Origin of the sequence: Priestia sp. 179-F W1.4 NHS, from assembly GCF_045369295.1 — a bacterium.
Lineage (GTDB): Bacteria > Bacillota > Bacilli > Bacillales > Bacillaceae_H > Priestia > Priestia zanthoxyli.
Genome location: NZ_JBIQFF010000040.1, coordinates 1 through 5,452 on the forward strand (window position 1 = coordinate 1; position 5,452 = coordinate 5,452).

The 5,452-nt window shown below is 33.8% G+C and carries 8 protein-coding genes; 2 read left to right on the forward strand and 6 right to left on the reverse strand.

The features are described 5' to 3' along the window. The first annotated feature begins 510 nt into the window (after positions 1-510). Positions 511-1,116: an SMI1/KNR4 family protein gene (locus tag ACH0CI_RS27900; protein ID WP_154974426.1), complete on the forward strand. Its 606-nt coding sequence runs from the start codon at positions 511-513 to the stop codon at positions 1,114-1,116. Then, on the forward strand, positions 1,100-2,068 hold the full coding sequence (locus tag ACH0CI_RS27905) for an acetyl-CoA carboxylase carboxyltransferase subunit alpha (protein ID WP_154974429.1): 969 nt from the start codon (positions 1,100-1,102) through the stop codon (positions 2,066-2,068). Before ACH0CI_RS27900 ends, ACH0CI_RS27905 begins: the two co-directional genes overlap by 17 nt. A gap of 494 nt (positions 2,069-2,562) precedes the next feature. Here the strand turns inward: ACH0CI_RS27905 and ACH0CI_RS27910 are convergent, their stop codons facing one another. The 6 genes from ACH0CI_RS27910 to ACH0CI_RS27935 all read right to left on the reverse strand — a co-directional run. Next, positions 2,563-2,850, reverse strand: a complete 288-nt coding sequence (locus ACH0CI_RS27910) for a hypothetical protein (RefSeq protein WP_154974431.1) — start codon at positions 2,848-2,850, stop codon at positions 2,563-2,565. Between the two features lie 20 nt (positions 2,851-2,870). Next, entirely contained in the window at positions 2,871-3,116 is a 246-nt protein-coding gene (locus ACH0CI_RS27915) for a helix-turn-helix domain-containing protein (protein WP_154974434.1), read from the reverse strand. Positions 3,117-3,370: 254 nt separating this feature from the next. Further along, on the reverse strand, positions 3,371-3,571 hold the full coding sequence (locus ACH0CI_RS27920; RefSeq protein ID WP_165573055.1) for a hypothetical protein: 201 nt from the start codon (positions 3,569-3,571) through the stop codon (positions 3,371-3,373). A 137-nt stretch (positions 3,572-3,708) separates the two neighbouring features. Further along, positions 3,709-4,269, reverse strand: coding sequence for a L,D-transpeptidase (locus tag ACH0CI_RS27925; protein WP_165573105.1), 561 nt, complete (start codon positions 4,267-4,269; stop codon positions 3,709-3,711). Between the two features lie 230 nt (positions 4,270-4,499). After that, positions 4,500-5,165, reverse strand: coding sequence for a restriction endonuclease (locus ACH0CI_RS27930; RefSeq protein ID WP_165573106.1), 666 nt, complete (start codon positions 5,163-5,165; stop codon positions 4,500-4,502). Beyond that, the coding region (locus tag ACH0CI_RS27935) for a toprim domain-containing protein (RefSeq protein ID WP_406902632.1) at positions 5,158-5,452 on the reverse strand (295 nt) is incomplete at its 5' end. The genes ACH0CI_RS27930 and ACH0CI_RS27935, both read right to left, overlap by 8 nt.

A 5,452-nucleotide genomic window follows, 5' to 3' on the forward strand; every position in this document is an offset into this window, starting at 1 on the left:
ACTGATTTACTACATCTTCCTGACATTCATTGATAAATAAATAAGTAAGGTATGAATGTAAATCAAATCGTTCTTCATTAATAAATGTAGAGAAAACCTGTTTATATTCGCTCAATAGTTTGACCTCCTTTATGCAAGTCCCTATTTTTTATTATTGTCCAACTAGCAATCTCTTATACATACAAATTAACAAAATATTTTATAGGATAAGCTGTTTTCATCTTGTACTGGCCCCGCCTACGTCATATACAATGATAGCAAGCTTATTTCCATTATATATGTAATCGTTTACAAAATAAATTAAAATAATTGAATATTCTGTTTTTTAATCGATATTAGGGACAGTATGGAAAATTCTTATAAGTAGCTAAAAATTAAAGAAAAGTCCGCAAAAGTATACTTTTGCGGACTTTGTTTTTTTGTATAATATGTAAAATGTGGTAAATTAAGATGGGAGATTAATAATGTAGTTGAGTATATTTCTTATAACAAAATAGGGAGGACAAAATAATGGATTTGGTAAACAAATTTTTAAACGGCTTGAGGGCAGCATTATCAACAGATGAGCTTGAGGCACTAAATACAGTGCGTGGTGCTACAAAAGAGGATATTGAGACACTAAGGTCAGAATATCCAAATTGTCCAGAATCACTAATTTCTCTACTAGAAAATATTGATGGTACATATTGGCCGAAACATGGAGAGAACAAAATTGCGGTCTGTATTTTAGGTTCAGATCTTGAAGAAGGTAGATATCCATATTATTTACTGTCTATACAGCAGATGCTCGAAAGCTCAAAAGAAGAAGAAGACATCTCCTATCTTTTAGAATACCAAGATGACGAGGATGATGTTGACCCTAAGATAAATCCAGAGGGACTTCTTCCAGGAACGTATATTCATTTTTCAGACTGTATGAACAATGGTGGAACATCAAGACTCTATATTGATTTTAACCCTTCTGATAAAGGTGTATGCGGTCAAATAATTCGCTTTGTGCATGACCCTGACCAATATAAAGTAATTGCAAATAGCTTTGATGAATATTTACAGCAACTTCTTGACGGTGACTTTATTTTTCTAGATAAGGAGAAACTAAATGAGCTTAGATTTTGAAAGACCTATAGTTGAATTGAGAAAAAAAATTTCTGAGCTAGAAAATTTTACGAAAGAAGATAATATAGATTTATCATCAGAAATTAATACATTACAAAAACGATTAAATAATATAGAGAATGAGATATATAATAGCATCACCCCATGGCAGCGAGTTCAGATAGCAAGACTTCGTAACCGTCCCACAACATTAGATTACATTCCTATGTTGTTTACTGATTTCCTAGAGCTTCATGGTGACCGGTTATACGGAGACGATAAGGCAATGGTATGTGGAATTGCCAAATTTAAGGGCTTACCTGTTACAATCATAGGTCAACAGAGGGGGAGAAATACGAAAGAAAACATTGAAAGAAATTTTGGAATGTCACATCCAGAAGGTTATAGAAAAGCTTTAAGACTTATGAAGCAAGCTGAAAAATTCAAGCGCCCTATTCTTACCTTTATTGATACCTCAGGAGCTTATCCAGGGAAGGAATCTGAAGAACGCGGAATATCAGAATCAATAGCACGAAATCTATTTGAAATGATTGACCTTAAAGTTCCTGTCGTTTCTATTGTAATTGGTGAAGGAGCTAGTGGTGGAGCGATTGGTATTGGTGTTAGTAACCATATTCATATGTTAGAGAATACATGGTATTCGGTTATTTCTCCAGAGGGAGGTGCATCTATATTGTGGAAAGATGCAGGACAAGCTCCAAAAGCAGCTGAATCCATGAAAATTACAGCAACAGATTTAAAAAAATTAGGGATTATAGATAGTGTGATATCTGAAGTTCAAGGTGGCGCCCATAATGATATTGAAAAACAAGCTAAAGAAATTGAAAATACAATTAAAGCTTCACTGCATGAACTCTTATTATTATCTTCAGAAGAACTTGTAAATCAGCGTCATAAAAAATTTAGAAGTATCGGTCAGTTTAATCATGTAAAAAAGAGTGAGTATATCTAAATTCCAAACTTCTAATAAATGTGTTTTATGTGAACAAGAAATGAATATTATATAAAACCTAAAAAGGAAAAAACCTACTGTTCATCTTTCGCCAACAGTAGGTTTTTTATATAGAAAATCAGAAAATAGTGCTACGAATACCAACGTCGGAAGGTATTCTAATTATATTTTGTTCTAGTTATCTAATGGATATACTAATGCATATAAATTTAAAAACTAATTTTATAATCGACTCTACTTAGAAATACACCAACTTCCCCCCTCACCTAATTATCATTATTTATTAAGTAAATATTAAACTACTTCGTATATTATTAAGGTTCTAATATTTACACTGACGACAAATAAGCAATTTTTCTACAAGATGTGTAAATAATAAAGGTATTTTAAATAAAGTACTTTAAGGTTTATTTAAAGGAATAAAAAAATTTGATGAATTTAATTCAAATAAAAAAACCTTAGTGCTGCTAAGGTTTTTTGCTTGTAGTTATATTTTATTTTAAGGAGTTCCCCACAAAAATAGTAGACGAGATAAAAACGAAAATTACAGCTGCAACTATGATAAACGGCATCACATATTTAAGCACATTTAATTGTTCCTGTTTCTTTTCTTCTTCATTGAATAAAGACCATTCTTTTTTCATCTGCTTTCCATTGAAAACCCATGTTCCTAGATAGCCAATAACAGGTATCAAAGCGAGCGCAGCCCCAATTACTATGACTAAAATTAAAAAGTTTTGAACAACGTCAGTCATACCACTTAAAAAGACGCTTCCTATCATTCACTCATCTCCTTTAAAGATTAATTCTTACTATTAGGTTCTCCAAACCACTTTATCATGGCTTCTCTACTGATGATCCATTCTTTTCGTTCTCTATCTGGATGTAGAAAAAATTTAATCAATCCTTCTTCAATCATTTGATTTAACTCTTCTTCTTTTTCTTGGTTTAGTTTTGAAGGACTAAACTTATTTTTTAAGCTATCTCGTCTAATCCCCCAAACATAAGCTGCCTCAATTGGTGTCATATATTTTTCTATTTCTTTCACTGTAATGTTCTCCTTTTTATGTTATTCTAAAAAAGAAGAGCAAAAGGGAATGGTCTAGATTCCCTCTTGCGATATTAACGTTTCACATTGCCCTTTGCTAATGTCCTAAGTTAGCGAAGGGTATTTATTTTGTTCTGATTCTCTAAGAATGCAAGTCTAATCAACTTTTCACGAATTTCTGCACTTAATGTTAACCATTCTTTAGTAGATATCTTCATATTAACATCTCCTCCATAGTTAGATTCAAGGATGATTCACTTCGTACTCTTTACTATAATCCCTGTCTCGTAGACGTAAATCCATTCAAAACGCTTATTCTCAATTTTAAAGTCCCAAACGTAATGCTTATCATCTTGCCTATCGATGTAAAACGCTGCTTGATCCTGATTTTCTTGAGATAGCTTTTCGAACTCTTTCTTTAATTTTCTTATAGCCTTTTTTTCAAGCTTATTCATGTTATCACCTCCAACCCTTATAAGGATATTATACACTTTTACCAATACCCTTACAAGGGTATTGGAGGAAAAAATAAACATTTATCAATAAAAAAAAGCAACATTCCATGATAAAAACATGGAATGCTGCTCAAATGTTAATTGTTTTTCATCTTGTAGCCTTTGAATTTATATCCGTATACGCTTGTAAGATCAACGAAGCTTTTATAAGAATACGTAATGGCAACCGGTGTGCCTACTTGAACTTTGTCATAAAGCTTTTCGATGTCTGCATTATGCATTCTCACGCAACCTTGACTCACGTATTTTCCAATGCTACTTTCATTGTTATTACCGTGAATGCCGTATGTATCACCATACGTACCGTTTGCATTTAACCCTAACCAACGTTTTCCTAACGGATTGCGAGGATCGCCTCCAGGAATATGTCCTGTATAGTAAGGACGATTTTTAATTTTGTTCACGACTTTAAAAAACCCAACAGGTGTTTTATCCCACGTTTTACCCGTTGCTACTGGATCAACAATTTCAATATAGCCATTGTGAAAATAGGCAAGCTTGTTGTAGTACTTATTAATGATGATTAAATCTTGATTCGCTGCCTTACTTGCTGCTTCTGTTTTCCCCTGATTTACTCCACATAATGCAACCATTAATAATGTAAGAACGGTCATTGATTTCATAAAAATGTTCTTCATAAAAACTCTCCTCTTTTTTATATTTTTATAAGAAACGAAAACGGCACCTTCTAATTAGAAGGTGCCGTTTCGTCACAATTATTTATAAATAAAAACCTAGTTAATCGACGATTTTGACATGCAGAGAAACGCTCTCTGACGAAATTAACTTTTGTTTTGCGCATAACTACTCATTCGATGCAAATTTCAGCACCTATTTAGAGCATTAGAGCAAGAAAAAACAGACCTTGCTATCCTGAAGGTCTGCTTTTACTTACTTCCTTATTAATTTTTTCCGTATGACGACAAGAAGGGAAAGAGGAACAGCCAAAAAAGCGAGTACCATTCCCATCTCGTACGACTAAATCTTGCCCACACTTTGGGCATTTACGAGGTTCTGGTGTGATATTTTCAAAGATTTCCCGTGCCTTAAAAACGGGATTCACCTCATTGATAAACTTTTGAAGATCTGCCCGATCCAATAAGGTCACATCACATGCAGCTGCAAGCTCTTTTGCTTGTTTTGTGAAATAACTATTGGTTACAACCCACGCCTGATTCGCTTTATAATACGCTTTTGCCCCATACACTTCTTGTACAGCTGAAATACTGACTCGATTTTTAATTCCGTATCGTTTAGCTTGAATGACAATCTTTTCTTTGCCTTTCATCACTAAATCAGCCCCAAAGTCACCAGCCTTTTTGGTCACTTGTGGTTTATATCCTAGCTGTTGGAAAAGAGCCTGCAAGTAAATTTCGAATTGATAACCATCCATTTTATCAATATAGGGCATGCCCGATTGGGCTAACTCTTTCATGTACCTCCGTTCACGAAGGACACGGTAAGCAAATTGAGAAAGTTTCACTAAAATCATGATAAGAAAGAGGTAAAATACACCTTGAAACACTTTATCCATTCATTGAAAGCTCCTGTTCAGTTTGTTTATTCCGGAGACGTGATGCTACAGGTTGAATGTTTTTTCCATTCTTCTTTAATGCGTCGTTCCAATCTTTCGCTCCCTTTGGAATATCTGCTCTTATTAAATCAGCATTAACGATTTGGTTCATTTTGTCAATAAATTCTTTTCCACCTTGGTCATTATCGACAGCTAACACCATTTCTTGAATGCCTAAGCCTTCTCTTCGAGCTTCGATATAAGATTGAGCAACGGTTTTAGGCTTCAAGCCATTCATACTAATGAGT